Origin of the sequence: Streptomyces sp. NPDC004065 (assembly GCF_044903565.1) — a bacterium.
Classification (GTDB): Bacteria; Actinomycetota; Actinomycetes; order Streptomycetales; family Streptomycetaceae; genus Streptomyces.
This window is the reverse complement of record NZ_JBJDQT010000001.1, coordinates 38,119-63,647: the sequence shown is the minus strand read 5'-3', so window position 1 is coordinate 63,647 and position 25,529 is coordinate 38,119. Positions and strand designations below refer to the sequence as shown.

The 25,529-nt window shown below is 72.1% G+C and carries 25 protein-coding genes and 1 riboswitch; of the genes, 13 read left to right on the top strand and 12 right to left on the bottom strand.

Annotated elements, in window-relative coordinates:
* Positions 1–107: 107 nt before the first annotated feature.
* Positions 108–1,559: a catalase gene (locus ACI2LW_RS00330; RefSeq protein WP_404728867.1), complete on the top strand. Its 1,452-nt coding sequence runs from the start codon at positions 108–110 to the stop codon at positions 1,557–1,559.
* Positions 1,560–1,680: 121 nt separating this feature from the next.
* On the opposite strand, the gene ACI2LW_RS00325 is transcribed toward ACI2LW_RS00330, so the two are convergent.
* Together ACI2LW_RS00325 and hisN are read right to left on the bottom strand one after the other, a co-directional pair.
* Positions 1,681–2,085 (bottom strand): cyclic nucleotide-binding/CBS domain-containing protein, encoded by a 405-nt coding sequence (locus ACI2LW_RS00325; protein WP_404728866.1) that lies wholly within the window; start codon positions 2,083–2,085, stop codon positions 1,681–1,683.
* 149 nt (positions 2,086–2,234) lie between these two features.
* Positions 2,235–3,035, bottom strand: coding sequence for a histidinol-phosphatase (gene hisN / locus ACI2LW_RS00320; protein WP_404728865.1), 801 nt, complete (start codon positions 3,033–3,035; stop codon positions 2,235–2,237).
* Between the two features lie 309 nt (positions 3,036–3,344).
* Between hisN and ACI2LW_RS00315 the strand changes: the two genes are divergently transcribed.
* Positions 3,345–3,953: a TetR/AcrR family transcriptional regulator gene (locus tag ACI2LW_RS00315; protein ID WP_404728864.1), complete on the top strand. Its 609-nt coding sequence runs from the start codon at positions 3,345–3,347 to the stop codon at positions 3,951–3,953.
* A 22-nt stretch (positions 3,954–3,975) separates the two neighbouring features.
* Here the strand turns inward: ACI2LW_RS00315 and ACI2LW_RS00310 are convergent, their stop codons facing one another.
* The 4 genes from ACI2LW_RS00310 to ACI2LW_RS00295 form a co-directional block, all read right to left on the bottom strand.
* A complete protein-coding gene (locus tag ACI2LW_RS00310; protein ID WP_390843093.1) occupies positions 3,976–4,299 on the bottom strand; it encodes a DMT family transporter in 324 nt (107 codons plus the stop codon).
* Positions 4,300–4,535: 236 nt separating this feature from the next.
* Positions 4,536–5,546 (bottom strand): ribosome small subunit-dependent GTPase A, encoded by a 1,011-nt coding sequence (gene rsgA / locus ACI2LW_RS00305; protein ID WP_404728863.1) that lies wholly within the window; start codon positions 5,544–5,546, stop codon positions 4,536–4,538.
* Positions 5,547–5,564: 18 nt separating this feature from the next.
* On the bottom strand, positions 5,565–6,896 hold the full coding sequence (gene aroA, locus ACI2LW_RS00300; protein ID WP_404728862.1) for a 3-phosphoshikimate 1-carboxyvinyltransferase: 1,332 nt from the start codon (positions 6,894–6,896) through the stop codon (positions 5,565–5,567).
* A gap of 54 nt (positions 6,897–6,950) precedes the next feature.
* Complete coding sequence (locus tag ACI2LW_RS00295) at positions 6,951–7,673, bottom strand: M50 family metallopeptidase (RefSeq protein ID WP_404728861.1); 723 nt, start codon at positions 7,671–7,673, stop codon at positions 6,951–6,953.
* A gap of 51 nt (positions 7,674–7,724) precedes the next feature.
* Here ACI2LW_RS00295 and ACI2LW_RS00290 point away from each other — a divergent pair, with 51 nt between their 5' ends.
* The 10 genes from ACI2LW_RS00290 (at position 7,725) to ACI2LW_RS00245 (ending at position 17,870) form a co-directional block, all read left to right on the top strand.
* Positions 7,725–8,630: an SOS response-associated peptidase gene (locus ACI2LW_RS00290; RefSeq protein ID WP_404728860.1), complete on the top strand. Its 906-nt coding sequence runs from the start codon at positions 7,725–7,727 to the stop codon at positions 8,628–8,630.
* A 1-nt stretch (position 8,631) separates the two neighbouring features.
* Complete coding sequence (locus ACI2LW_RS00285) at positions 8,632–9,288, top strand: alpha/beta family hydrolase (protein WP_404728859.1); 657 nt, start codon at positions 8,632–8,634, stop codon at positions 9,286–9,288.
* Between the two features lie 254 nt (positions 9,289–9,542).
* Positions 9,543–10,238, top strand: coding sequence for a sigma-70 family RNA polymerase sigma factor (locus ACI2LW_RS00280; RefSeq protein ID WP_404728858.1), 696 nt, complete (start codon positions 9,543–9,545; stop codon positions 10,236–10,238).
* Entirely contained in the window at positions 10,235–10,546 is a 312-nt protein-coding gene (gene rsrA / locus ACI2LW_RS00275; protein WP_404728857.1) for a mycothiol system anti-sigma-R factor, read from the top strand. Before ACI2LW_RS00280 ends, rsrA begins: the two co-directional genes overlap by 4 nt.
* A gap of 202 nt (positions 10,547–10,748) precedes the next feature.
* The gene (locus ACI2LW_RS00270) at positions 10,749–12,056 is read left to right on the top strand and encodes an HD-GYP domain-containing protein (RefSeq protein WP_404728856.1); all 1,308 of its coding nucleotides are present in this window, start codon (positions 10,749–10,751) and stop codon (positions 12,054–12,056) included.
* Between the two features lie 14 nt (positions 12,057–12,070).
* The gene (locus tag ACI2LW_RS00265; protein ID WP_404729477.1) at positions 12,071–13,291 is read left to right on the top strand and encodes an HD domain-containing protein; all 1,221 of its coding nucleotides are present in this window, start codon (positions 12,071–12,073) and stop codon (positions 13,289–13,291) included.
* A 105-nt stretch (positions 13,292–13,396) separates the two neighbouring features.
* Positions 13,397–14,377: a tetratricopeptide repeat protein gene (locus tag ACI2LW_RS00260; RefSeq protein WP_404728855.1), complete on the top strand. Its 981-nt coding sequence runs from the start codon at positions 13,397–13,399 to the stop codon at positions 14,375–14,377.
* 76 nt (positions 14,378–14,453) lie between these two features.
* Positions 14,454–15,104: a peptide deformylase gene (gene def, locus ACI2LW_RS00255; protein WP_404728854.1), complete on the top strand. Its 651-nt coding sequence runs from the start codon at positions 14,454–14,456 to the stop codon at positions 15,102–15,104.
* Between the two features lie 292 nt (positions 15,105–15,396).
* Complete coding sequence (gene cyc1 / locus ACI2LW_RS00250; RefSeq protein WP_404728853.1) at positions 15,397–16,488, top strand: epi-isozizaene synthase; 1,092 nt, start codon at positions 15,397–15,399, stop codon at positions 16,486–16,488.
* Positions 16,485–17,870 carry a cytochrome P450 gene (locus ACI2LW_RS00245; RefSeq protein ID WP_404728852.1) on the top strand — a complete coding sequence of 462 codons (1,386 nt, stop codon included), beginning with the start codon at positions 16,485–16,487 and terminating at the stop codon, positions 17,868–17,870. The genes cyc1 and ACI2LW_RS00245 overlap by 4 nt, the downstream gene beginning before the upstream one ends.
* A gap of 28 nt (positions 17,871–17,898) precedes the next feature.
* On the opposite strand, the gene ACI2LW_RS00240 is transcribed toward ACI2LW_RS00245, so the two are convergent.
* Positions 17,899–18,861 carry a helix-turn-helix domain-containing protein gene (locus ACI2LW_RS00240; protein WP_404728851.1) on the bottom strand — a complete coding sequence of 321 codons (963 nt, stop codon included), beginning with the start codon at positions 18,859–18,861 and terminating at the stop codon, positions 17,899–17,901.
* A gap of 92 nt (positions 18,862–18,953) precedes the next feature.
* Here ACI2LW_RS00240 and ACI2LW_RS00235 point away from each other — a divergent pair, with 92 nt between their 5' ends.
* A complete protein-coding gene (locus ACI2LW_RS00235) occupies positions 18,954–19,217 on the top strand; it encodes a hypothetical protein (RefSeq protein ID WP_404728850.1) in 264 nt (87 codons plus the stop codon).
* On the opposite strand, the gene ACI2LW_RS00230 is transcribed toward ACI2LW_RS00235, so the two are convergent.
* The 5 genes from ACI2LW_RS00230 to ACI2LW_RS00210 all read right to left on the bottom strand — a co-directional run bounded on the left by ACI2LW_RS00230 (position 19,130) and on the right by ACI2LW_RS00210 (position 25,321).
* Positions 19,130–20,086 carry a ribonucleotide-diphosphate reductase subunit beta gene (locus ACI2LW_RS00230; RefSeq protein WP_404729476.1) on the bottom strand — a complete coding sequence of 319 codons (957 nt, stop codon included), beginning with the start codon at positions 20,084–20,086 and terminating at the stop codon, positions 19,130–19,132. The genes ACI2LW_RS00235 and ACI2LW_RS00230 overlap by 88 nt on opposite strands.
* Positions 20,087–20,142: 56 nt before the next feature.
* Positions 20,143–22,497 carry a ribonucleoside-diphosphate reductase subunit alpha gene (locus ACI2LW_RS00225; protein WP_404728849.1) on the bottom strand — a complete coding sequence of 785 codons (2,355 nt, stop codon included), beginning with the start codon at positions 22,495–22,497 and terminating at the stop codon, positions 20,143–20,145.
* 146 nt (positions 22,498–22,643) lie between these two features.
* Positions 22,644–22,738, bottom strand: a riboswitch (cobalamin riboswitch).
* A 113-nt stretch (positions 22,739–22,851) separates the two neighbouring features.
* On the bottom strand, positions 22,852–23,358 hold the full coding sequence (locus ACI2LW_RS00220; protein ID WP_404728848.1) for a GNAT family N-acetyltransferase: 507 nt from the start codon (positions 23,356–23,358) through the stop codon (positions 22,852–22,854).
* Between the two features lie 98 nt (positions 23,359–23,456).
* A complete protein-coding gene (gene mctP, locus ACI2LW_RS00215) occupies positions 23,457–25,085 on the bottom strand; it encodes a monocarboxylate uptake permease MctP (protein WP_404728847.1) in 1,629 nt (542 codons plus the stop codon).
* On the bottom strand, positions 25,082–25,321 hold the full coding sequence (locus tag ACI2LW_RS00210; RefSeq protein WP_404728846.1) for a DUF3311 domain-containing protein: 240 nt from the start codon (positions 25,319–25,321) through the stop codon (positions 25,082–25,084). The genes mctP and ACI2LW_RS00210 overlap by 4 nt, the downstream gene beginning before the upstream one ends.
* Positions 25,322–25,529: the final 208 nt, after the last annotated feature.

Below are 25,529 nucleotides of genomic sequence, written 5' to 3'. Positions count from 1 at the left end.
ACAGGTGTGACTTTGGATCCTAGTTTGACTTGGACAATGTCCAATGTAGGATCGAGAACGGCTTTGGCCGAGGAACAGCAAGACACACAAGTGGCGCAGGAGGCGACGTGACCCACGGACCGCTCACGACGGAGGCCGGTGCTCCGGTTTCCGACAACCAGAACAGCGAGACCGCGGGCATCGGCGGCCCCGTGCTCGTCCAGGACCAGCACCTGCTGGAGAAGCTCGCGCACTTCAACCGCGAGCGCATCCCGGAGCGCGTGGTGCACGCCCGTGGCGCCGGCGCCTACGGCACCTTCACGGTCACCGCCGATGTCACGAAGTACACGCGCGCCAAGTTCCTCTCCGAGGCCGGCAAGCAGACGGAGACCTTCCTGCGCTTCTCCACCGTGGCCGGGAACCTGGGCGCCGCGGACGCCGTGCGCGACCCGCGCGGCTTCGCGCTGAAGTTCTACACCGAGGAGGGCAACTACGACCTCGTCGGCAACAACACCCCGGTGTTCTTCATCCGGGACGCGATCAAGTTCCCCGACTTCATCCACACCCAGAAGCGCGACCCCTACACGGGCTCGACCGAGATGGACAACGTCTGGGACTTCTGGAGCCTGTCCCCGGAGTCCACGCACCAGGTGACCTGGCTGTTCGGCGACCGCGGCATCCCGGCGTCGTACCGCCACATGGACGGCTTCGGCTCGCACACCTACCAGTGGAACAACGAGGCCGGCGAGGTCTTCTGGGTCAAGTACCACTTCAAGACCGACCAGGGGATCAAGTGCCTGACCCAGGCTGAGGCCGACCGGCTCGCCGGTGCGGACCCCGACTCCCACCAGCGGGACCTGCGGGAGGCGATCGAGCGCGGCGAGTACCCGTCGTGGACCGTCTTCGTCCAGATCATGCCGGCGGCCGAGGCGCCGGCGTACCGCTTCAACCCCTTCGACCTGACGAAGGTGTGGCCGCACGCCGACTACCCGCTGGTCGAGATCGGGAAGCTGGAGCTCAACCGCAACCCGGAGAACATCTTCGCCGAGGTCGAGCAGTCGGTCTTCTCCCCGGCGCACTTCGTGCCCGGCATCGGCCCGTCCCCGGACAAGATGCTCCAGGGCCGCCTGTTCGCGTACGGCGACGCCCACCGCTACCGCGTCGGCATCAACGCCGACCACCTGCCGGTGAACCGGCCGCACGCCACCGAGGCGCGCACCCACTCCCGTGACGGCTACCTGTACGACGGCCGGCACAAGGGCGCGAAGAACTACGAGCCCAACAGCTTCGGCGGCCCCTTCCAGACCGACCGGCCGCTGTGGCAGCCGATCGCGGTCGCCGGCGCCACCGGTGACCACGAGACGCCGCGGCACGCCGAGGACGACGACTTCGTCCAGGCCGGCAACCTCTACCGGCTGATGACGCAGGAGGAGCGGGAGCGGCTGATCGGCAACCTGGCGGGCGCCATCTCCAAGGTCTCGCGCGAGGACATCGTCGAGCGCGCGATCGACAACTTCCGCCGGGCGGACGGTGACTTCGGCAAGCGGCTGGAGGTGGCCGTGCAGGCGCTGCGCGGCTGATCCCCGGCACCTGGACCGCGTGCCGCAGGCGGTGGGCCGGGCTCCCTCGGGGGTCCGGCCCACCGGCATGCGCCCGGGCGTCCGCCGGGTGCCGGGCCCGGCGGACACCCCGGCGTACCGCTCAGGCGGGCAGCGCCTGCTCCGCCCGCTCCCGGGCCGGGGCCCAGCAGCGGATGAGGTCGCGGACCGAGACGATGCCGGCCACCTCGCCGCGGTCCAGGACGATCAGGTGGCGGAAGCCGCCGTGCGCCATGGTGCGGGCCGCCTCCTCCAGCGTCCAGGACGGCGCCGCGAACACGACGTCGGTGGTGGTGTGGGCGTGGGCGTGCTCCGTGTCCGGGCTCTGGCCCTGGCCGACGGAGTTGAGGATGTCGCGTTCGGTGAGGATGCCGATGCCGCCGGCGTCGGGGTCGTGGACCACCGCCGCGCCGACCCGGCGGGCGGACATCAGCCTTGCGGCCTGACGGAGGGTGTGGGCGGGGCCGATGGTGAGGACCACCGTGCTCATGGCGTCGCGGACGAGCATGGGATGGAGCCACCTCCTCGAGGAATCCCGCTAGTGCAAGGATTCACAAGTTCACAAGTGGGGGGACTCTCAGAGTCGCAGGTAAAGCACGGGTCAACAAGAGGGCGTACGCGGTCAGTTGGGGGGCGTGCGCGGGCGAGTCGAACGGCTCAGCGGCGCCGGTCGAGATACTCCAGCATCTCGTCGTGCAGCAGCCCGTTCGACGCGGCGGCGTTGCCGCTGTGCGGGCCCGGGCGGCCGTCCAGGCCGGTGAAGGTGCCGCCGGCCTCGGTGACGACGATCGCGTTCGCCGCCATGTCCCACAGCGACAGCTCGGGTTCGGCGCAGAGGTCGACCGAGCCCTCGGCGACCATCATGTACGGCCAGAAGTCGCCGTAGGCACGGGTGCGCCACACCTCGCGGGTCAGGTCCAGGAAGCCGCCCAGCCGGCCCTGCTCCTCCCAGCCGCTGAGCGAGGAGTACGCGAAGGAGGCGTCGGAAAGCCGCGCCACGCGCGAGACGTGCAGCCGGGTCGCCTGCGACAGACTGCGCCCGCTGAAGGCGCCGTGGCCCTTGGCGGCCCACCAGCGGCGTCCGAGGGCGGGGGCGGAGACCACGCCGACCACGGGCTGGTAACCGCCCTCGCCCGCCTCCATCAGCGAGATCAGCGTGGCCCAGACCGGAACGCCGCGGACGTAGTTCTTGGTGCCGTCGATCGGGTCGATCACCCAGCGGCGGGGACCTGTGCCCTCGATGCCGTACTCCTCGCCGAGGACCGCGTCGCGCGGGCGGGCGCGCTGCAACTGGCCGCGGATCAGCTCCTCGGCCGCCTTGTCCGCCTCGCTGACCGGGGTCATGTCCGGCTTGGTCTCGACCTTGAGGTCGAGGGCCTTGAAGCGGTCCATGGTGGCGGCGTCGGCCGCGTCCGCGAGAACGTGGGCCAGGCGCAGGTCGTCGAGGTAGTCCGGCATGGAAGGAACCGTATCCGTCCGGGGGACACGAGGCCACAGGGGGTACGGGGGCGGACGGCGCGCCTTCCCCGTGGTGGCCGCCTGGGCGGCTCGGCCGCAGTGACCGCCCGCTCGCCTGCCCGCCCGCACGCCGCACGGGCCGCCTGCCCGCCCGCACGCCGCACGGGCCGCTTGCCCGCCTGCCCGCCGCACGTGGTCGCCTGCCCGCCGCACGTGGCCGACAAGCGCCCCTCCTGAGGGTCGCGGACCCTTGACAGTGCGTCATCGCCCGTCAAATCTGGGCGCTAAGTCGCTCGCCCCAGGGAGGCGATGATGCCTGCAGCGCGGGAATCCCTGCTCGACGCCGCCTATACGGCACTGGCGCGCCGGCCGTGGTCCGCCGTGCGGATGGTGGACGTGGCCGCGACGGCCGGAGTGTCCCGGCAGACGCTGTACAACGAGTTCGGCAGCAAGGACGGGCTGGCCAGGGCGCTGGTGAGGAGAGAGGCGGACGGCTACCTCGCCGGGGCCGAGCGGGCGCTCGCCACCCACACCGACCCGCGCGAGCGGCTGATCGCGGCCGCCGAGTGGACCGTCACCGCCGCCCGGGAGAACGCGCTGGTGAAGGCGATGCTCACCGGCTGCTGGAGCGAGCGGCTGCCCACGCCGACGCTGTCGGCCGTGCCGTCCACCTCCGCCGTGCCCGCGCAGCGCCGGGCGGACGGGCCGCTGCCCTCGCCCGCCGACTTCCTGGCGCTGGTGCGCGACCGCGCCGTGACCTCGATGACCGGCTTCGGCACCTCCCGGGCGGACACCGCCGACCTGGGCCGCGCCTGCGAACTGGTGATGCGCCTGGCCCTGTCCTGCGTGGCGGCCCCGCCGGGGGAGGGAGGGGTCGCCGAACTCGTGCGCGGGGTGCTGCACCGCCAGCCGGTCTGAGCCACCCGCCACCGGCCCCGGCTCAGTGCGCGGAACCGGACAGCTGCAATCCGATCACGCCGATGATGACGAGACTGATCGAGACGATCTTGAGGGTGGACACCAGGTCGCCGAGGAAAATCATGCCGTAGATCGCGGTGCCGGCCGCGCCGATGCCCGTCCACACCGCGTACGCGGGACCCACGTCGAGCTTCTTCAGGGACAGGGTGAGGAGCCCGAAGCTGCCGAGGGCGAAACAGCAGAACGCGATGGTCGGCCAGAGCCGGGTGAAGCCGTGCGACAGCTTCAGGCACACGGCGAAACCGGTTTCGAGCAACCCGGCCACGATGACCAGCAGCCACGCCATGTGCTGTCCTCCCGTGCGTTCGCGTGCCGTGACCGCGTCACATCATGTCTCGGGCGAGTCCGGATCCGGCTCCGTGCGATTATGCACTTGCCGTGCCACGCCGTACGCAAACAACGCGGAGGTCGGAGCGGGTCCCGGCCACCCCACGGGACCGGTCCGCCGCACGATCCGGCGAGCGGCCATCCGCCCTGCCTGCCGGCCGATCACTCGCCCGGCCGGGCGCCCGCCCGGCGCGCTCAGTCGCCCTCCGTGCGCTCCCGCGTGGCCAGCAGGCGGCGCAGCGAGTACAGCCGCGCCGGGTCCGCGTGCCCCTCGGCCACCCACGCGTCCAGCGCGCAGTCCGGCTCGTCGTGGCTGCACGCGCGCGGACAGCCCTCCGTGCCCGGCTCCAGGTCGGGGAAGGCGTGGATGACCCGGGACGGGTCGACGTGCGCCAGGCCGAACGACCGTACGCCCGGGGTGTCGACGACCCAGCCGTCGGCCCCCGTGAGCGGCAGCGCGAGCGCCGAGGTGGTGGTGTGCCGGCCCCGGCCCGTCACCGCGTTCACATGCCCCGTGCTCCGGCGCCGCTCCTCTGGCACCAGCGCGTTGACCAGCGTCGTCTTGCCGACACCGGAGTGGCCCACGAACGCCGTGACCTTGCCGTCCAGATGCTCGCGCACCCGGTCGGCCGCGTCCCCGTTCTCCAGTTCGGCCCGGCTGGTGACGACGTAGGGGATGTCCAGCGCCCCGTACAGCTCGAGGAGCTTGTCCGGCGGGGCCAGGTCCGACTTGGTCATGACCAGCAGCGGCGTGAGACCGCCGTCGTAGGCCGCCACCAGGCAGCGGTCGATCAGCCGCGGGCGCGGCTCGGGGTCGGCCAGCGCGGTGACGACGGCCAGCTGGTCGGCGTTGGCCACGACCACCCGCTCGTAGGGGTCGTCGTCGTCCGCGGTGCGGCGCAGCACCGAGCTGCGCTCCGCGATGCGCACGATGCGCGCCAGGGTGTCCTTCTGCCCCGACAGGTCGCCGACCAGGGCCACCCGGTCGCCCACGACCGCCGCCTTGCGCCCGAGTTCGCGGGCCTTCATCGCGACGACGGTACGGCCGTCGACGAGGCACGTCAGGCGCCCCCGGTCCACGGTGAGCACCATGCCCTCGGCGGCGTCCTCGTGCTTGGGCCGGATGTGGGTGCGGGGCCGGTTGCCGCGGCGGTTGGGCCGGGCGCGGATGTCGTCCTCGTCGGTGTGCTTGCCGTAGCGGCGCATGACGTGCTCCCCGCGTCCCTACGCCGCCCCGAGCATCGCGGTCCACAGGTCGGGGAAGTCCGGGAGGGTCTTCGCCGTCGTCGCCACGTTCTCGATCTGCACCCCCTCGACCGCCAGGCCGATGATCGCACCGGCGGTCGCCATGCGGTGGTCCTCGTAGGTGTGGAAGATCCCGCCGTGCAGCCGGCGCGGGCGGATGTGCAGGCCGTCGGCCGTCTCGGTGACGTCGCCGCCGAGCTCGTTGATCTCCTTGGTCAGCGCGGCCAGCCGGTCGGTCTCGTGCAGCCGCAGATGGGCCACTCCGCGCAGGGTCGAGGGCGAGTCCGCCAGGGCGGCGACGGCCGCGATGCCCGGGGTCAGCTCGCCGACCTCGCTCAGGTCCACGTCGATGCCGTGCACGGACCCCGACCCGGTGAACAGCAGGCCGTACTCGGTGAGCTCGCAGGAGCCACCCATCTCGGTGAAGATCTGCCGCAGCCGGTCACCCGGCTGGGTGGTCCGGGCGGGCCAGTCGGGGATCACCACCTTGCCGCCGGTCACCAGCGCCGCCGCCAGGAACGGCTGCGCGTTGGACAGGTCCGGCTCCACCGTCAGGTCCCGGCCCAGCAGCGCGCCCGGAGTGACCCGCCAGACGTTCGGCTCGCCGCCCGACTCGGGGGTGTCCACCTGGGCGCCGACCGCGCGCAGCATGTCGACGGTCATCCGGATGTGCGGCATCGACGGCAGCGTCGCGCCCACGTGCCGGACCTCCACGCCCTGGTTGAAGCGCGGGGCGGACAGCAGCAGGGCGCTGACGAACTGCGACGAGGAGGAGGCGTCGATCTCCACCGGACCGCCGTCCAGCGCCCCGCTGCCGTGCACCGTCAGCGGCAGCGCGCCGCGGCCGTCGTCGTCGATCCGGGCGCCCAGGACGCGCAGCGCGTCGATCACGCCGTGCAGCGGACGCTCGTACGACCTCGGGTCGCCGTCGAACCGGATGGGGCCGTCGGCCAGCGCGGCCACCGGGGGCAGGAAGCGCATGACCGTGCCGGCGTTGCCCACGTCGACCGTGGCGGGGCCGTGCAGCCCCGCGGGGATCACCCGCCACGCCTCGCCCGAGCCGCCCGCCCCGGAGGCGGAGGACACGGTCTCCTCGATGCCCACGCCCATCGTGCGCAGGGCGCCCGCCATCAGCAGCGTGTCGCGGGAGCGCAGCGGGCGGCGCAGCCAGCCCGGCTCGGAGGCCAGGGCGGCGAGCACCAGGGCGCGGTTGGTGACCGACTTCGACCCCGGAACGTGGACCGTCGCGTCGACGGCTCCGCTCGCGTGCGGGGCGGGCCAGAGGGCGGTGTGCGCGTTGTTCGGGGCCATGGGCCCACTTTATAAGGAGGCGGTGGGACCGGCCGCAGTCCGGGCGGGCCGTGATCACAGCCCGAGCAGCCAGCGCCCCCCGCCCATCAGGGAGCACAGCGACACCGCGTGGAACAGGAAGAGCCACATTCCCGCGGGCACATGGGTCAGCCGGGACAGCTGGTCCGCGTCGGAGTCGCCGGCGTCCCCGTGCGCCCGCTTGGCCTGCAGCTCGAAGGCCGGGCGCACCCCGCCCAGCAGCAGGAACCACACCACGGCGTACGCGAAGGCCGCCTGCACCTGCGGCCCGGCCAGCCAGGACACCAGCAGGAACGCGCCACCGGTGACGATCACGGTCAGCGCCCCGTAGGCGTTGCGGATCATCACCAGCATGGCCAGCAGCAGGGCGGTGGCGGCCCACAGCAGCAGGGTGATGCGCCCGGCCGCGAGCAGCGCCGCGCCGCCCAGGCCCAGCAGCGGGGGAGCGGTGTAGCCGGCGGCGGCGGTGAGGATCATGCCGATGCCGTGCGGCTTGCCCCGGCTCACGGTGAGGCCGCTGGTGTCGGAGTGCAGGCGTATGCCGGTCAGGGTGCGGCCGGTGAGCAGCGCCACCAGTCCGTGGCCGCCCTCGTGGGCGATGGTGATCGCGTTCCGGGACAGCCGCCACGGGCCGTGCGGGACGACGACGGCGAGGGCGGCGGCCGCGGTGGCCAGCACCACCCACAGGTCGGGGTCGGGCTGGGTGCCGGTGAGGCGGTCCCAGATGTCGGGCAGCGCGGTGGATGCGGTGCTGTCCATGTTCGGCGAGTGGCTCCCTTGCTCCGTACCGGATCTGGCAGTGTGGCACGTATGTGCGGACGGTATGCGGCGAGTCGTGGACCCGAGGATCTCGCGGGAATCTTTGAGATCGAGCTGGTCCCCCCGGACGTCACGGACGTCACGGAGGCCACGGACGGCGCGGAGGCCACGGACGGCACGGACGGCACGGACGGGGCGGCCGGAGGGAGGGAGCCGCGGGAGAGCTTCGCGCCGGACTACAACGTGGCTCCGACGAAGGAGGTCCCCGTGGTCCTCGACCGTCCTGTGAAGGACGCGGCGGACCCGCGTCCGGTTCGCCAGCTGCGCCGGCTGAGGTGGGGTCTGGTGCCGTCCTGGGCCAAGAGCCCCGAGGGCGGCGCCCGGATGATCAACGCCCGTGCGGAGACCGTGCACGAGAAGCCGTCGTACCGCCGGGCCTTCGCGGCCCGCCGCTGCATCGTGCCCGCCGACGGGTACTACGAGTGGGTCACCGGCGCCCAGGAGCGGGACCTGGAGGTCGAGGGCAAGCGGAAGCGGCCGCGCAAGCAGCCGTACTTCGTCACCCCGGCGGACGGCTCGGTCTTCGCGATGGCGGGGCTGTACGAGTTCTGGCGGGACCGCACGCTGCCCGACGACCACCCGCGGGCCTGGTGGGCGACCTGCTCGGTGATCACCACCGAGGCGGAGACGACCCCGCTGGCGGTGGCCCCCGCCGAGGGCCCGCGCTCGCTGTCCGACATCCATCCCCGGATGCCGCTGATGCTCACGCCCGACCGCTGGGACGCCTGGCTGGACCCCGCCCGCACCGACGTGGCGGAGCTGCGCGGGCTGCTCGCGCCCCCGCCCCCCGGGCTGATGCGGGCGTACCCCGTGTCCACCGCGGTGAGCAATGTGCGCAACAACGGCCCCGAGCTGCTCAAGGAGCTGGCCGCCCCGGAAGAGGGCACACTCTTCTGACGTGACCCCCGACCTGAGCACCGCAGCCGCCGAAACCGTCGAGACCCCGGCGGGCGCCGCCCGGATCACCTGGTACCGGGCCGCCCGGCCCCGGCTCGTCCTCGCCCTCGGGCACGGAGCCGGCGGCGGCGTCGAGGCCCGTGACCTCCAGGCCCTCGCCCGGACACTGCCGGAGCACGGCGTCACCGTCGCGCTCGTCGAGCAGCCCTGGCGGGTGGCCGGCCGGAAGCTGGCGCCCTCGCCGAAGACGCTGGACACCGGCTGGCGCGGGGTCTGGCCGGCCCTCACCGCCCCCGGGGCCCCGGTCGTCTCCGGCGGCCGCAGCGCGGGCGCGCGCGTCGCCTGCCGCACGGCGGCCGAGCTGGGCGCCCGCGCGGTGCTGGCCCTGAGCTTCCCCCTGCACCCGCCGGGCAGGCCGGAGAAGTCCCGCGCCGGGGAGCTGCTGGACGCCGCCGCCGCGCTCCCCACGCTCGTCGTGCAGGGCGGCAACGACCCGTTCGGCAGGCCGGCGGAGTTCCCGCGGGGCCCCTACGAGCTGGTCGAGGTGGCGTACGGCGACCACGGCCTCGGCGTCCCGAAACGCGCCGCCACCAGTCCGGAGCAGGCGCTGCGGACCGTCACCGACGGCGTGGCGCGGTGGACCGCGTCACTCGGGTGACGGCCTGGGAATGCCCGGCCGGGCCGCGCTGTTGTGGCCGTCAGAACCGCTGGGGTACCAGCGCCGCCACAGGAGAGGAAGTCCGACGCATGGGTTCGACCGTATGCCCGGACCGCAGCAGCCGCGGTGACCTGGACTGGACCGTGCTGTACGCGGCCAAGGCCGCTCCGATTCGAGCGGCGGCAGGCACGGGTCGTCGTCTATCCTCCGATTCGAGTGGGATCTCTCTCGGTCCCACGACATCGCTTGAGGAGGTGGGTCCGGTTCCCGGTACCGACGCAGGGACCGACAACGGCCTGGCGGAGCAGCCCGAGGGCCAGGGCATGGGCATGGGCACGTCCCCGGAGTCGACCGCCGAGCGCAGCGCGCGCTTCGAGCGGGACGCGCTCGAATTCCTCGACCAGATGTACTCGGCCGGGCTGCGCATGACCCGCAACCCGGCGGACGCCGAGGACCTGGTGCAGGAGACGTACGCCAAGGCGTACGCGTCCTTCCACCAGTTCCGCGAGGGCACCAACCTGAAGGCGTGGCTGTACCGGATCCTCACCAACACCTTCATCAACTCCTACCGCAAGAAGCAGCGCGAGCCCCAGCGCAGCGCCGCGGAGGAGATCGAGGACTGGCAGCTCGCCCGCGCCGAGTCGCACATGTCGACCGGTCTGCGTTCCGCCGAGTCGCAGGCGCTCGACCACCTGCCGGACTCGGACGTGAAGGAAGCGCTCCAGGCGATCCCCGAGGAATTCCGCATCGCCGTCTATCTCGCGGACGTCGAGGGCTTTGCGTACAAGGAGATCGCGGACATCATGGGGACACCCATCGGTACGGTGATGTCCCGGCTGCACCGGGGCCGCCGTCAGCTGCGCGGCATGCTCGAGGACTACGCCCGCGAGCGCGGCCTGGTCCCCGCCGGTGCCGGAGAGTCGAACGAAGCGAAAGGCTCGGGCTCATGAGCTGCGGAGAGCCGCACGAGACGGACTGCAGTGAGGTACTCGATCATCTCTACGAGTTCCTCGACAGTGAGATGCCGGAAGTCGATCGCACCAAGTTCGAGCACCACTTCGAGGAGTGCTCGCCGTGCCTGGAGAAGTACGGCCTGGAGCAGGCCGTGAAGAAGCTGGTCAAGCGGTGCTGCGGACATGACGACGTACCCGCCGACCTGCGCGCGAAGGTCATGGGACGGATCGAGCTGATCCGCTCCGGCGGAACGGTCCCCGACCGCGACGTCACCGCGGCGCCGGTCACACCGCAGGAGTCCTGACCGCCCCGGTCGTCCTGACCGCCCGGGTCGCCCCAGTCGTCCTGGCCGCCGCCCGGCGCCGCCTTGACCGCCCCGGCGCCGCCCTGACCAGGGGCCCCGTACGTCACTCGTACGTGCTAATCCGCGGGTTATCGGCCCGCGGGTCCCCCGTGCCCGCCCTAGGCTCACAGGCCGTGGACAGGCATGACCGGGGAGGGGCGTCATGGATGCGGTTCCACCACGGGCCCGTGCGTACGTCGCCTGCACCGTCCTCGGCGCCCTGGCCTGTCTGCTGCCCCTGCCGCTGACCCACGTCCCCTGGTGGGCGGTCGCCCTGCTCGCCGCGGTGTACGCCGGCTGCCGGCAGCTCGCCCCGCGCAGCCTCGCCGGGCCCTTCTACCCCGTGCTGCTCGCGGCGGTCTTCCTGCTGCCGCCACCGGCCGCCGCGCTCGTCCCGCTGCCCGGCGCCCTGCTCACCCGGGCCGGGCAGCGGCCCGAGGCACTGCGCCGTGTCTGGCGGGCGGCCCAGCTCGCCCTGGCGGCCTGGGCGGCCGGCCGGACGCACTGGGCGCTCGGCGGCCGGGACGCCGTCACCGGCTCCGACTTCCCCTACGTCCTCGTCCCCGCCGCGGCCGCCGTGGCCGCCTTCTGCCTGGTGCTGACCGCGCTCGACGGCGGCATCCTCGCGCTCGCCGAGCAGGTCCCCGTACGGCGGGCCTGGCAGGGGCTGTTCGCCCGGTCGCTGGCGCCGATCGCGGTGCAGGGGCTCGCCGGGCTGATGATGGCCGTGCTCTGGCGCAGCCCGTACGGTCCCGTCGCCGCCCTGCTGGTCCTGCTGCCGATGTGCGTGTCCTGGTGGGTCTACGCCCAGTACCACCGCGAGCGCGCCGCCCACCGGGCGACGATCCGGGCGCTGGTGCAGGCCGTCGACATCAAGGACGGCTACACCCGCGGCCACAGCGAGCGGGTCGGGCACGCCTCGATGCTCATCGCCCGCGAACTCGGCATGGACGACGAGCGCGTCGAGGTGCTCCGCTTCGCCGGCATCCTGCACGACGTGGGCAAGCTGGGCGTGCCCACCCGGCTGCTGCGCAAGGACGGGCCGCTGACGCCCGAGGAGCGGCGGGTGATCGAGCTGCACCCCGAGTACGGCCACGAGATGGTGCGCGGCATCTCCTTCCTCGGCGAGGCCCGCTCGGCCATCCTCCACCACCACGAGCGGCTGGACGGGACCGGATACCCCTACGGGCTGACGGGCGGCCAGATCCCCGAGTGCGCCCGGGTGGTGGCCGTCGCCGACGCCTTCGACGCGATGACGTCCACCCGGTCCTACCGCCGGGGCCGCCCGGTGCGGGCCGCGGTCGCCGAGCTGGAGCGCTGCGCCGGGACGCAGTTCGATCCGCGCGTGGTGGCCGCGCTGGTGCGGGCGCTGACCCGGTACGGCTGGCACCCGGCCGTCACCGCCGACGACGACGGGCCCGCGCCCCCGGCGTCCCCCGCCGTGCCCGGCCCCCAGGAGGCACGCCGGTGAGCCGGCCCGGCCCGCTGCCGGCCGTGCGCGGCTGTGCCCTCGCGGTGGCCGTGCTGTCCCTGACCGTCACCCTGTGGACCGGGCTGGAGGAGCCGGGGGCCGCGCTCGCCTTCGGGGCGCTGGTGCTGGTCGGGGAGGTCACCCGGTGGAGCGGCCCGGACGTCCGCGAGGCCGCGCCGCTCGGGGCCGCCGGGGCGCTGTCGTACGCGCTGCTCGGCGAGGACGCGGGGCGGCCCACCCACCACGGCGCCTTCCAGGTGGTCGCCGTGGTGCTCGCCGCCGGTCTGCTCGGCAGCGTGCCGCACATCGCGCGGGGCCGGAGCCCGAGCCTGGACCACCTCGCGCGCCGGGTGCTGACCGTCGCGTTCGCCGCCGTCTGCTTCCAACCGCTGTACGGCCGAGGCGTGTTCCGGGAGTGGGGCGGCCCCGCCTACGCCGTGCTGCTGGTCGCGCTGCTGGTGCTGACCGCCCTGTGCGGCGCCGTGCTCGCGGCCGCCTCCGCCCACGGCCGTACCGGGTGGCCGTTCGGTCCGCTGCTGCGGGAGGAACTGCGGGGGCTGCTCGGGATCGGCTCCGCGGTGTGCGCGACCGGCGCGGTGATGGCCCTCGCGGTCGCCGTGGTGGGCCTGTGGGCGCTGCCCGTGTTCTCGGTGCCGCTGCTGCTCACCCAGCTGTCCTACCGGCGGTACGCGGCCGTGCGGGCCACCTACCGGCAGACCATCGCCTGCCTGGCCCGGGCCACCGAGGTGGCCGGCTGCACCCCGGCCGGGCACGCCCGCCGGGTCGCCGCGCTCAGCCGGGCCGTGGGGCGGGACCTGGGACTGTCCGGGCCGGAGCTGACGGTCCTGGAGCACGCGGCCCTGATGCACGACATCGGGCAGCTCAGCCTGGTCGACCCGGTGCCCGCCGGCGCGACGGCCGGCCTGCCCGCCGCCGAGCAGCGGCGCATCGCGCTGCTCGGCGGGGCCGTGGTCCGGCAGACCGGGGTGGACGCCGAGGTCGCGGTGGTCGTGGAGCGGCAGGCCGACCCCTGCCGGGAGCAGCCGCTGTCCGCGCGGATCGTGCGCGCGGTGAACGCCTACGAGGAGAAGGCGCGCGCCGCCGGGCCCGGCGGGGGCCTGAAGGCGCTGGAGGAGCTGCGGCTGGCCGGCGCGGGCGAGTACGCCCCCGAGGTGGTGGAGTCACTGGCCAGAGTGCTCGCGCGGGACTGTCTGACGCTGCCCGGCGCGGGGTAACCCATGGGTAATGAGCGCCCTTCCAACGGCACGTGGTTGGATGCGAATGAGAGGCTGTCCGGGGGCAGAAGCCAGCCCACTGAACGGAACTGGCAGGCGGGAATCGTGAGGATCTTCGGAAAGGGACGGCACCGGCCCTCCGCCTCCTGGCGGCAGGCCACCGACCGGGCGTTCACCCTGATCGGTGACGGCCGGTACGAGGACGCGGGGGCACTTCTGACGCGTGCCGCCGATCTGGAGCCGTGGCTGTCGGAGTCCTGGTTCAACCTGGCCCTGCTGCACAAGTTCCGGCACGACTGGGAGCAGGCCAGGACGGCGGGACTGCGGGCCGTGGCCCTGCTGGAGCGGGAGACCGGGGCGCCCGACTGGTGGAACGTGGGCATCGCCGCCACCGCCCTGCAGGACTGGCCGCTGGCCCGGCGGGCCTGGCAGGCGTACGGGCTGAAGGTGCCCGGGGGAGTGGCCGCCACCGGGGAGCCGGTGGGCATGGAGCTGGGCAGCGCGGCCGTGCGGCTGTCGCCGGAGGGCGAGGCCGAGGTGGTGTGGGGCCGGCGGCTGGACCCGGCCCGGATCGAGGTGCTGTCCATTCCGCTGCCGTCCTCGGGACGGCGCTGGGGCGAGGTCGTCCTGCACGACGGTGTGCCGCACGGCGAGCGGACCACCGCGGCCGGGCACACCTACCCCGTCTTCGACGAGATCGAGCTGTGGGCGCCCTCACCGGTGCCCACCTGGGTGGTGCTGCTGGAGGCCGCCACCGAGGCCGACCGGGACGCCCTGGAGCAGCTCGCCGCCGACGCGGGCTTCGCCGCCGAGGACTGGTCGTCCTCCGTGCGGCTGCTGTGCCGGATGTGCTCGGAGTCGCGGATGCCGTCCGACGAGGGCGACGGCGTGCACCTCGACCCGCACGACCACAGCGAGCCGGGGCATCCCGGACCGCTCGGCCACCGCACCGACGGGCAGCTGTGGGTGCCCGAGCGCGAGTGCGGACTGGCGGCCCCCGCCTCACTGGTGCGGGGCCTGCTGGACGGCTGGGTGGCGGACAGCCCGGACTCGCGGGACTGGCGGGACCTCGAGGAAGTCTGCTGAGCCCATGACCGGGCACGGTGACCTTTAGGCTGTACCCGTAGGTTTCCCCAGGCTTGCAGGAAGGCGTACGTCGGTCATGGCGCAGCAGGACACCGATCAGCAGCACGCGGGCGTGCTCCCCGTGGACGACGAGGGCTTCGTCATCGACACCGAGGACACCGAGGAGCGCGAGACGGCCTGGCGCGAGCGGGGCACCTCGCGTCCGATCACGGTCGTCGGCAACCCGGTGCTGCACAAGGAGTGCCGGGACGTCACCGAGTTCGGCGAGGAGCTCCAGCAGCTGGTCGCGGACATGTTCGCCAGCCAGCGCACCGCCGAGGGCGTGGGCCTGGCCGCCAACCAGATCGGCGTCGACCTGAAGGTCTTCGTCTACGACTGCCCCGACGACGAGGGCGTCCGGCACGTCGGCGTGGTCTGCAACCCGAAGCTGGTCGAGCTGCCCGCGGAGCGGCGCCGGCTGGACGACAGCAACGAGGGCTGCCTGTCCGTGCCCACCGCCTACGCGCCGCTCGCCCGCCCCGACTACGCCGAGGTCACCGGGCAGGACGAGAAGGGCAACCCGATCAAGGTGCGCGGCACCGGTTACTTCGCCCGGTGTTTGCAGCACGAGACCGACCACCTCTACGGCTACCTCTACATCGACCGGCTGTCCAAGCGCGAGCGCAAGGACGCGCTGCGGCAGATGGCCGAGAACGAGCCGCGCTACCCGGTGGTCGCCAACGACTGAGCCCCTCGCGGCAGTCGGGGCTCAAGTTCCCCGTGCACACGGCGCCCGCCGGCGGTTGTCCGGTGGGCGCCGTTCGTGTGTGCGTCGCACAATCGATCCCTTGTGCACACTTATTGATTCATATTCAGCCACACAAGGGGTGATTCTCCGCATCCCGGTGGAGCGGCTGAGCCAAATCCGTTCCCAGACCGGTCAGTTGTGGTGCTGAATGGATAGTGCGGGGATATGCGACGGCGTGCGCCCGGCACGACGTAAGGGGCGTACGCGACCGGCGGCTGAGAGGGGTTTGTTCGTGCCAGCTTTCCCACACAGCACCACATCCAGGGCGGCGGCGACGGCGCTCGCCGTTCCACCGGCGCTCGCCCTGCCGGTGATCGAGACCGCGTTTCCCAGGCAACTGCACGCCTATTGGCCGGAGCTACAGGAGAAGACCCGCTGCTGGCTGCTGGAAAAGCGGCTGATGCCGGCGGACAAGGTGGAGGAATATGCCGACGGCCTGTGCTACACCGACCTCATGGCGGGGTACTACCTCGGCGCCCCCGACGAGGTCCTCCAGGCGATCGCCGACTACAGCGCGTGGTTCTTCGTCTGGGACGACCGCCACGACCGCGACATCGTCCACGGCCGGCCCGCCGCCTGGCGCCGGCTGCGCAGGGCGCTGCACGCGGCCCTCGACTCCCCCAAGGAGCACCTGCACCACCGGGACGCCCTGGTGGCGGGGTTCGCGGACAGCGTGCTGCGGCTCTACTCGTTCCTGTCGGCGCGGTGGAACGCCCGCTTCGCGCGCCACTTCCACGCGGTGATCGAGGCGTACGACCGGGAGTTCCACAACCGCACCGAGGGCGTCATCCCCACGGTCGAGGAATACCTGGCGCTGCGCCGGCTCACCTTCGCGCACTGGATCTGGACCGACCTGCTGGAGCCGAGCGCGGGACTGGAACTCCCGGCCGCCGTGCGGAAGAACCGCGCATACCGGCGCCCGGCACTGCTCAGCCAGGAATTCGCCGCCTGGTACAACGACCTGTGCTCGCTGCCCAAGGAAATCGCGGGCGACGAGGTGCACAATCTCGGAATCAGTCTCGTCACCCATGAGGGGCTGACCCTGGAGCAGGCGATCACCGAAATCAGGCGACGCGTCGAGGAATGCATCTCCGAATTCATCGTCGCCGAGCGTGAGGCATTACGCTTCGCCGACGACCTCGCGGACGGCACGGTACGGGGAAAGGAACTCGGCGCCGCCGTACGGGCCTGTGTCGGCAATATGCGGAACTGGTTCAGTTCCGTCTACTGGTTCCACCACGAGTCCGGCCGCTACGCGGTGGACAGCTGGGACGACCGGTCCACGCCCCCGTACGTCAACAACGAAGCGGCAGGTGAGAAATGACCGTCGAGTCGGTGAAACCCGAGACGCCCGGCACGTCGCGCAAGGCGGCCGCCGGTCCGGCCGAACCGCCCGTCGCGGGCGGCGCCGTCCCGGTGTTCGGGCACGGTCTGAAGCTGGTCCGCGACCCGCTGGCCTTCATGGCCCAGCTGCGCGACCACGGCGACGTGGTCCGGCTGCGGCTGGGTCCGAAGACGGTGTACGCCGTCACCACGCCGGCCCTGACCGGGGCGGTGGCCCTCAGCCCCGACTACATCATCTCAGGGCCGCTGTGGGAGTCCCTGGAGGACCTGCTGGGCAGGCAGGGCGTGGCCACGGCCAACGGCGCCCTGCACCGGCGCCAGCGCCGCACCATCCAGCCCGCCTTCCGGCTCGACGCGATCCCGGAGTACGGGCCGATCATGGAGGCGGAGACGCACGCGCTGACCAGGCGCTGGCGCTCCGGCGAGGTCGTCGACTGCACCTCGGAGTCCTTCCGCTTCGCGGTGCGCGTGGCCGCCCGCTGCCTGCTGCGCGGCCAGTTCATGGACGAGCGGGCCGAGCGGCTGTGCGGCGCGCTCGCCACCGTCTTCCGCGGGATGTACCAGCGGATGGTCGTCCCGCTCGGGCCGCTGTACCGGCTGCCGCTGCCGGGCAACCGGGAATTCAACCGGGCGCTGGCCGATTTGCATCTCCTCGTGGACGAGATCGTCGCGGAGCGCCGCGCATCCGGTCAAAAGCCGGATGATTTGCTGACGGCATTGCTGGAGGCGACCGACGACAATGGCGAGCCCATCGGGGAGCAGGAGATCCACGACCAGGTGGTCGCCATCCTCACCCCCGGCAGCGAAACCATCGCTTCCACGATCATGTGGTTGCTTCAGGCACTCGCCGCGCATCCCGAACACGCCGACCGCATCCGTGCGGAGGTCGAATCGGCGACCAATGGCCGACCCGTCGGATTCGACGACGTCCGCGCTCTCACCCACACCAACAATGTCATCGTCGAGACGATGCGTTTGCGCCCGGCGGTATGGATATTGACCCGCCGCGCGGTCGCCGACACGGAACTCGGTGGGTATCGCATTCCGGCCGGGGCGGACATCATCTACAGTCCGTACGCCATCCAGCGCGATCCGCGGTCGTACGCGGACCACCTGGAGTTCGACCCCGACCGGTGGCGTCCGGAACGTTCCAAGGACGTACCGAAATACGCCATGCGCCCCTTCAGCGTGGGCAACCGCAAGTGCCCGAGCGACCACTTCTCCATGGCTCTGCTGAGCCTCTTCACGGCGGCGGTGGCGACCGGCTTCCGCCTGGAGCAGGTCGCCGGGTCGAACGACGCGGTCCGGGTGGGCATCACCCTGCGCCCGCACAACCTGCTGGTACGGCCCGTCGCCCGCTGACCGGCCGCCGGCGCCGCCCGGCGCGCGGTCAGGCGGCCCGAGGGCCCCGGAACGCGCGCCGGTAGGCGTTCGGCGTGGTGCCGAGCGCCCGGACGAACTGGTGCCGCAGCGCGGCGGCCGTCCCGAAGCCGGCCCGGTCGGCGATGGCGTCCATGGTCTCGTCCGTCGCCTCCAGCAACTCCTGCGCCAGCAGCACGCGCTGGCGCAGGATCCAGCGGTACGGCGTCGTGCCCGTCTCCTGCTGGAAGCGGCGGGCGAAGGTCCGCGGCGACATATGGGCGCGGGCGGCGAGCTGTTCCACGGTGACGTCCTGGTCGAGGTGCTGCTCCATCCACACCAGCACCTCGCCGACGGTGTCGCAGGGCCGCGGCAGCGGCCGCTCGATGTACTGTGCCTGCCCGCCGTCGCGGTGCGGCGGCACCACCATCCGCCGGGCGATCCTGTTGGCGACCTCCGGCCCCTGCTCCTTGCGCACGATGTGCAGACAGGCGTCGATGCCCGCGGCGGTGCCGGCCGAGGTGATCACCGGGTCCTCGTCCACGTACAGCACGTCCGGCTCGACCCGCGCCCGTGGGTAGCGCCGGGCGAGCTCGTCGGCGTGCCGCCAGTGCACCGCGCAGCGGCGCCCGTCCAGCAGCCCGGCCGCGCCCAGGACGAAGACGCCCGAGCAGACGCTCAGCACCCGGGCCCCGCGGTCCACCGCCCGGCGCAGGGCGTCGAGCAGGTCCGGCGGGTAGTCGCGGACGAGATTGGCGTCCGAGGCCGGGACGGCGATCAGGTCGGCCTCCTCCAGCCGCTCCAGCCCGTGCGGGGTGGACACGGTGAGGCCGGCGACATGGGTGTTCAGCGTCCCGCCCTCCGCGGAGGCGACCGCGAAGTCGTACACCGGCAGCTCCTCGTCGCTGCGGTCCAGCCCGAACACCTCGCACACGACGGCGAGCTCGAAGGGGTGCACGCCGTCCAGCAGGACGGCCGCCACGTTCTTCAGCATGCCGCCAGTGTGCTCCTCGATGGCAGGAAATTGAAGGTGTACGGCAGTCCTGCCACTCACGGTAAGGAGCATCAGGCGCGACAGTGGTGTTCATGGATACGGAACAGCTGCAAGGCCTGATCGCCATGGTCGCCGTCCTCGGGCTCCTGGTCCTCATGGTCCTGCCGTCGGTGATCGGCATCGTGCACGACCGCCGCATCGACCGCAGGATCCGCGAGGCCCAGGAGGCCCGGGCGGCACACGAGGGGGCGGAGTCCTCCGCCCCGGCTCAGAAGTCCTCGTCCAGGTCGACGGTGCCCTCCACCGCCACCTGGTACGCCGAAGGACGCCGCTCGAAGAAGTTGGTGAGCTCCTGAACCCCCTGGAGCTCCATGAAGGAGAAGGGGTTCTCGGAGCCGTACACCGGAGGCAGGCCGAGGCGCACCAGGCGCTGATCGGCGACGCACTCCAGGTACTGCCGCATCGAGTCGGTGTTCATCCCCGGGAGGCCGTCACCGCACAGGTCGCGCGCGAACTGCAGCTCGGCCGTGACGGCCTCCCGCAGCATGTCGGTGACCTGCCGGCCCAGCTCGTCGTCGAACAGGTCCGGCTCCTCCTTGCGCACGGTGTCCACCACGTCGAACGCGAACGACATGTGCATCGTCTCGTCGCGGAACACCCAGTTGGTGCCGGTGGCCAGGCCGTGCAGCAGGCCCCGGCTGCGGAACCAGTAGACGTAGGCGAAGGCGCCGTAGAAGAACAGGCCCTCGATGCACGCGGCGAAGCAGATGAGGTTGAGCAGGAAGCGGCGCCGGTCGGCCCTGGTCTCGAGCCGGTCGATGCTCTCCACCGAGTCCATCCACGTGAAGCAGAACTCCGCCTTCTCGCGGATGGACGGGATGTTCTCCACCGCGGCGAAGGCGGCCGCCCGGTCGTCCGGGTCGGGCAGATAGGTGTCCAGGAGCGTCAGATAGAACTGGACGTGCACGGCCTCCTCGAACAGCTGCCTGCTCAGGTACAGGCGCGCCTCGGGGGAGTTGATGTGCTTGTAGAGGGTCAGCACCAGGTTGTTGGCGACGATCGAGTCGCCGGTCGCGAAGAACGCGACGAGCCGGCCGATCAGATGCTGCTCGCCGGGGCTCAGCCGGGCGAGGTCGGCGACGTCCGAGTGCAGGTCCACCTCCTCCACGGTCCAGGTGTTCTTGATGGCGTCCCGGTAGCGCTCGTAGAAGTCGGGGTAGCGCATGGGGCGCAGGGTCAGCTCGAAGCCCGGGTCGAGCAGGTGGGTGTCGCGGCTGGTGGTCACTGGCAGGCCTCGCAGGACTCGGGGTTCTCAAGGGAGCAGGCGACCGCTTCGGGGTCCGGGGCGGTCTGCCGCACGGGGACGGCGGCGCGGGCCGCGCGGGCGATACGGGTCGCCGGGCGGGAGCGCAGGTAGTACGTGGTCTTCAGGCCCCGCTTCCAGGCGTAGGCGTACATCGAGGAGAGCTTGCCGATGGTCGGCGTCTCCATGAACAGGTTCAGCGACTGGGACTGGTCCAGGAACGGGGTGCGGGCCGCCGCCATGTCGATCAGGGCGCGCTGCGGGAGCTCCCACGCCGTGCGGTACAGCCGCCGCACCTCCTCGGGGATCCAGGTGAAGCCCTGCACCGAGCCGCCCGCCTCGCGCAGCGCCTCCCGGGTGCGGGCGTCCCAGACGCCCAGCTGCTTGAGGTCGTCGACCAGGTAGGAGTTGACCTGGAGGAACTCGCCGGACAGCGTCTCGCGCTTGAACAGGTTGGACACCTGCGGCTCGATGCACTCGTAGACGCCGGCGATCGAGGCGATGGTCGCCGTGGGCGCGACGGCCAGCAGCAGCGCGTTGCGCATCCCGACGGCGGCCACGCGCTCGCGCAGGGCCGCCCAGCGCTCGGGCCAGGTGAGTTCGACGCCGTAGTGGTCGGGGTGCAGCACGCCCCGGGCGGCGCGGGTCCGCTCCCAGGCCGGCAGCGGGCCGTTGCGCTCGGCGAGATCCGCGGAGGCCTCGTAGGCGGCGAGCATGACGCGCTCGGCGATACGGGTGGACAGGGCCCTGGCCTCCGGGGAGTCGAAGGGCAGGCGCAGCTTGAAGAAGACGTCCTGCAGGCCCATGGCGCCCAGGCCCACCGGACGCCAGCGGGCGTTGGAGCGGGCCGCCTGCTCGGTGGGGTAGTAGTTGATGTCGACCACGCGGTCCAGGAAGGTGACGGCGGTGCGGACCGTCTCGTCCAGCCGCTCCCAGTCGATGTCCCCGCCGTCCACGAACGCGCCGAGGTTGACCGACCCCAGGTTGCACACCGCCGTCTCGCCGTCGTCGGTGACCTCCAGGATCTCGGTGCACAGGTTGGAGGAGTGCACGACGTGCCCGGGCTCGGCGGTCTGGTTGGCGGTGCGGTTGGCGGCGTCCTTGAAGGTCATCCAGCCGTTGCCGGTCTGGGCGAGGGTGCGCATCATCCGGCCGTACAGCTCCCGGGCGGGCAGGGTCCTGCGGGCCAGCCCGGCCGCCTCCGCCCGGCGGTAGGCGGCGTCGAACTCCTCGCCCCACAGGTCGGTCAGCTCCGGCACGTCCGAGGGGGAGAACAGCGACCACTGCTCGTCGGCGTTCACCCGGCGCATGAACTCGTCCGGGACCCAGTGCGCGAGGTTCAGGTTGTGGGTGCGGCGCGCGTCCTCGCCGGTGTTGTCGCGCAGCTCCAGGAACTCCTCGATGTCCGCGTGCCAGGTCTCCAGGTAGACCGCCGCCGCGCCCTTGCGCCGGCCGCCCTGGTTCACGGCGGCCACGGACGCGTCGAGGGTCTTCAGGAACGGGACGATGCCGTTGGAGTGCCCGTTGGTGCCGCGGATCAGCGAACCGCGGGCGCGGACCCGGGAGTAGGGGATGCCGATGCCGCCGGCGTGCTTGGACAGCCGGGCGACCTGCTGGTAGCGCTCGTAGATGCTGTCCAGCTCGTCCTTGGGGGAGTCGAGCAGGTAGCACGAGGACATCTGCGGGTGCCGGGTGCCGGAGTTGAACAGGGTGGGGGAGGAGGGGAGGTAGTCCAGCCGGCTCATCAGCCGGTACAGCGAGGCGACTTCCCCGGCGGAGCGGGCGGTGTCGTCCTCGGCGAGCCCGGCGGCTACCCGCAGCAGGAAGTGCTGGGGCGTCTCGATCACCTTGCGGGTGGTGGGGTGCCGCAGCAGGTAGCGGCTGTGCAGGGTGCGCAGGCCGAAGTAGCCGAAGCGGTCGTCGGCGGCCGGGTCGGCCAGGGCGTCCAGGCGCTCGCCGTGCCGCCGTACGAACTCGGCGGTCCGGTCGGCGATCAGGCCCTCGCGGTGCCCGACGGCGACGGAGCCGGTGAAGGATGTGACGCCCTGGGAGGCGGCCTCGGCGCGGATGCCGACGGCGAGCAGCCGGGCGGCCAGCCGCGAGTAGGCGGGGTCCTCGGAGATGAGTCCGGCCGCCGCCTCGGTGGCCAGCTCCCGCAACTCCGCCTCGTCGGCGTGCGCGGAGCGGCCCCGCAGCGCGGCGGCGGCCACCCGGCCGGGGTCGGCGTCGGGGAGGTCGGCGGTCAGCTCGGTCAGGGTCCGCAGCAGCGCGGCACCGGGACCGTCACCGTCCACCGCGGTCGCTGGAGCCGGATCGGCAGGCGCGATGGTCACGTGGGGGCTCTCCCTCGCTCGGCAGCGGGCCTTCGCGAGGGCGCGGGCGGCAGCACACGAGCGCGCACGGCGCCGCGTCCACCGGCCCATTCCGCGAGGCCCGGACGTCAGGCGCCCGGACCGGACGGCCGGGCGCACTGTCGGCAGGTCCTCGGACTGACGCGAGCGCGCCTCCGGCCACGGGCACGGACACGCACAAGTACACCGTTGCGGGACAGTTCCGGATTCGCACCGGATTCCCCTGCGGCGACAGCGAGCATGAGCATACATCTTGTGCCGGGTGGATCGACCACCCCCATATGTTGTGCCCCTGCGCGGTGTTGCCGGGGTGTGCCGTGCCGGCTGCGCAGCGTGTCAGAGCGTCAGCGCATAGGTGATCAACTGGATGTCGTCGAGATGCGGCAGCGGGTTCCAGTCGCGCTCCGGGGTGCGCACGAAGCCCAGGCGCTCGTAGAGCCGGTGGGCCGAGCGCATCGCGCGCTGCGAGGACAGCACCACCCGGACACAGCCCTCCACGGCCCGCGCCCGCTCCAGGCAGGCCCGCACGAGCGCCTCGCCGCAGCCCCTGTGCCGCGCGGCGTGCGCCACCGCGAGCATCCGTATCTCGGCCTCCCCGGGCCCGGCGATGTCGGCCATCGGACCGCCGCCGGACACGAACGTCACCCCGCCGAGCAGCCGGCCCTCGCCCACGGCCACCAGCACCTCGGCCGCCGCCGCCCGCTTGGCCACGTCCCTCAGCTCGCCGAGATAGGCGTCGCTCTCCCCGAAGTCGAGCAGCCCGTCGCGCAGATAGGCCTGCGCGGTGATCTCGCCGAGTGCTCCGTACTCGCCGGCCTGCGCCTGCCGGATCACGATGTCCATGCGTGCGAGTGTGCCCCACGGGTACGACAACGGGCCGCCGGATGTCTCCGACGGCCCGCCGTGAGGAGCGCGGCTCGGTGCGCGGCTCGGTGCGCGGCTCAGTGCGCGGCACCCGCCGTGGCCGGGGGCAGCTCCACCTGGACGCCCGGGTCGCCGGCGTCCGCCGTGTAGTCGGACGGCCGGGTCTCGTCCTCGCCCTCCGGCGCCTTGAGCGCCTTGAGCACGAAGGTGAGGACCACCGTGACGACGACGTTGAGCACGAACGCCGTCAGGCCGATGTAGCCGATCTCACCGATGCCCGGGATCTCCTTGGCCGAACCGCCGAAGTGCTTCTGCGTGGGCGAGGCGACCCCGTAGGCGGCGAGGGTGCCGTAGACCATGCCGACCGCCCATCCGGCGAGCAGCGCCCACCGGTGGAACCACCGGGTGAACAGGCCGCCGACCAGGGCCGGGAAGGTCTGCAGGATCCAGATGCCGCCCAGCAGCTGGAAGTTGATGGCGACCGTCTTGTCCATGGTCAGGACGAAGATCAGCGCGCCCACCTTCACCAGCAGCGACACGATCTTGGAGACCCGGGTCTCCTCCTTGGGCGTCGCGTCGGGTTTGATGAAGTCCTTGTAGATGTTGCGGGTGAACAGGTTGGCCGCCGCGATCGACATGATGGCCGCCGGCACCAGCGCGCCGATGCCGATGGCCGCGAACGCCACGCCCGCGAACCAGTCGGGGAACATGTTCTCGAACAGCTGCGGGATGGCGAGCTGGCCGTTGGTCACCTTCACCCCGGCCGCGATCGCCATGAAGCCGAGCAGCGCGAGCAGGCCCAGCATCAGCGAGTACAGCGGCAGGATGGTGGTGTTGCGGCGGATCACGTCACGGCTGCGCGAGGACAGCGTCGCGGTGATCGAGTGCGGGTACATGAACAGCGCCAGCGCGGAGCCGAGGGCCAGCGTGGCGTACGTCCACTGGCCCGCCTCGGCCGGTACGACGGCGCCCCTCGGCTTGCCCGTGGCCGGGTTGGTCTGGCTGAAGGCGTCCGTCGCCTTGGCGAAGACGTCGTCGAACCCGCCCAGTTTGATCGGGATGTAGATGATCGCCACCGCGATCACGATGTAGATCAGCGCGTCCTTCACGAAGGCGATCAGCGCGGGCGCGCGCAGCCCCGAGGAGTAGGTGTACGCCGCGAGCACGCCGAAGGCGATCAGCAGCGGCAGGTCCTTGACGAACCAGTTGGTGGTGTCGCCGCCGCCGACCCCCATCACGTCCAGCACGGCCTGGATGCCGACCAGTTGGAGCGCGATGTAGGGCATCGTGGCGAGGATGCCGGTGACCGCCACCGCGAGCGACAGGCTCTTGGAGCCGAACCGGCCGCGCACGAAGTCCGAGGTGGTCACGTATCCGTGCCGGTGGGAGACCGACCACAGGCGCGGCAGGAAGGTGAAGATCAGCGGGTAGACCAGGATGGTGTACGGCACCGCGAAGAAGCCGGCCGCCCCCGTCGCGTAGATCGCCGCGGGCACGGCCACGAAGGTGTACGCCGTGTAGAGGTCGCCGCCCAGCAGGAACCAGGTGACCCAGGTGCCGAACGACCGGCCGCCCAGGCCCCATTCGTCCAGGCTGTGCTCGTTCTCGGCCTTGCGCCAGCGCGCGGCCAGGAAGCCCATGACGGTGACGAGCAGGAAGAAGAAGATGCAGACGCCGAGCGCGACGCCGTTGACGCCGTCCTTCACTTCGCCTCGCCCCCGTCCGCGGTCCGGGCGGTCCGGCCGCGCTGGTCGCGCTGCCACAGCTTGTAGGCGGTCATCGTCAGCGCCGTGGACAGCAGCACCCACAGCATCTGGTACCAGTAGAAGAACGGGACGCCGATGAACGCGGGGTCGGTGTCGGCGTACGAACCGACCCACAGCATCGCGACGAACGGTGCGACGAGGCAGAGGCCGATGACCACCCGTAGGGGTGTCACCATCCCTCTGCCGACTTCTGGGGCTTCTGACATGTGCGGCTCCGTCCCCTCGCAGGTCACCGATGTAACGCGCAGGCAATCTAGGTCACGGTGTCGAGGAAACGGAACCCCTTGTCCGCACACGTTTGGGGACATGGTCGAAGCGGCGCGGGCGAGAGCCGCGCCGCTTCGACGTGTGCGGGCCCCTTGGGGCCGATCGGGTACGGGCCGT

Coding starts and splice junctions, on each gene's coding strand:
- ACI2LW_RS00325 (WP_404728866.1), bottom strand. CDS start 2,085: ATGCTCGTCCGCGACGCCATGAGCACGGTGGTCCTCACCATCGGCCCC.
- hisN (WP_404728865.1), bottom strand. CDS start 3,035: ATGCCGGACTACCTCGACGACCTGCGCCTGGCCCACGTTCTCGCGGAC.
- ACI2LW_RS00315 (WP_404728864.1), top strand. CDS start 3,345: ATGATGCCTGCAGCGCGGGAATCCCTGCTCGACGCCGCCTATACGGCA.
- ACI2LW_RS00310 (WP_390843093.1), bottom strand. CDS start 4,299: ATGGCGTGGCTGCTGGTCATCGTGGCCGGGTTGCTCGAAACCGGTTTC.
- rsgA (WP_404728863.1), bottom strand. CDS start 5,546: ATGCGCCGCTACGGCAAGCACACCGACGAGGACGACATCCGCGCCCGG.
- aroA (WP_404728862.1), bottom strand. CDS start 6,896: ATGGCCCCGAACAACGCGCACACCGCCCTCTGGCCCGCCCCGCACGCG.
- ACI2LW_RS00295 (WP_404728861.1), bottom strand. CDS start 7,673: ATGGACAGCACCGCATCCACCGCGCTGCCCGACATCTGGGACCGCCTC.
- ACI2LW_RS00290 (WP_404728860.1), top strand. CDS start 7,725: ATGTGCGGACGGTATGCGGCGAGTCGTGGACCCGAGGATCTCGCGGGA.
- rsrA (WP_404728857.1), top strand. CDS start 10,235: ATGAGCTGCGGAGAGCCGCACGAGACGGACTGCAGTGAGGTACTCGAT.
- ACI2LW_RS00270 (WP_404728856.1), top strand. CDS start 10,749: ATGGATGCGGTTCCACCACGGGCCCGTGCGTACGTCGCCTGCACCGTC.
- def (WP_404728854.1), top strand. CDS start 14,454: ATGGCGCAGCAGGACACCGATCAGCAGCACGCGGGCGTGCTCCCCGTG.
- ACI2LW_RS00245 (WP_404728852.1), top strand. CDS start 16,485: ATGACCGTCGAGTCGGTGAAACCCGAGACGCCCGGCACGTCGCGCAAG.
- ACI2LW_RS00240 (WP_404728851.1), bottom strand. CDS start 18,861: ATGCTGAAGAACGTGGCGGCCGTCCTGCTGGACGGCGTGCACCCCTTC.
- ACI2LW_RS00235 (WP_404728850.1), top strand. CDS start 18,954: ATGGATACGGAACAGCTGCAAGGCCTGATCGCCATGGTCGCCGTCCTC.
- ACI2LW_RS00230 (WP_404729476.1), bottom strand. CDS start 20,086: ATGCGCTACCCCGACTTCTACGAGCGCTACCGGGACGCCATCAAGAAC.
- ACI2LW_RS00220 (WP_404728848.1), bottom strand. CDS start 23,358: ATGGACATCGTGATCCGGCAGGCGCAGGCCGGCGAGTACGGAGCACTC.
- ACI2LW_RS00210 (WP_404728846.1), bottom strand. CDS start 25,321: ATGGTGACACCCCTACGGGTGGTCATCGGCCTCTGCCTCGTCGCACCG.